Genomic DNA, 304 nt, shown 5'->3' on the forward strand with positions numbered 1-304 from the left:
TGCGGAGGCAGGATTTGAACCTGCGACCTTCGGGTTATGAGCCCGACGAGCTACCAGACTGCTCCACCCCGCGACGATAAAAAAATAACTAAATTAAATTATGCACATCATTTTCAAGACTGTCCCGATCTCAGAAGGTTAATTCAAGTAGCAGCTCGACCGGTACAACTCGCAGTATAAACAAAGAAGTAACGCTCGTTGCTCCACCCCGCGACGATAAAAACTTATTTAATACATGCACATATTTATTAAAAAATATGGCGGAGGAAGAGGGATTCGAACCCCCGCGCGGTTTAACCCGCCT

General features: G+C 46.1%; 1 tRNA gene. It reads right to left on the reverse strand.

From position 1 onward, the window contains the following. A tRNA-Met gene (locus tag ACX9YW_RS22900) sits at positions 1 to 73 on the reverse strand. Between the last annotated feature and the right edge of the window lie 231 nt (positions 74 to 304).

It is taken from the genome of Pseudoneobacillus rhizolycopersici, from assembly GCF_054786815.1.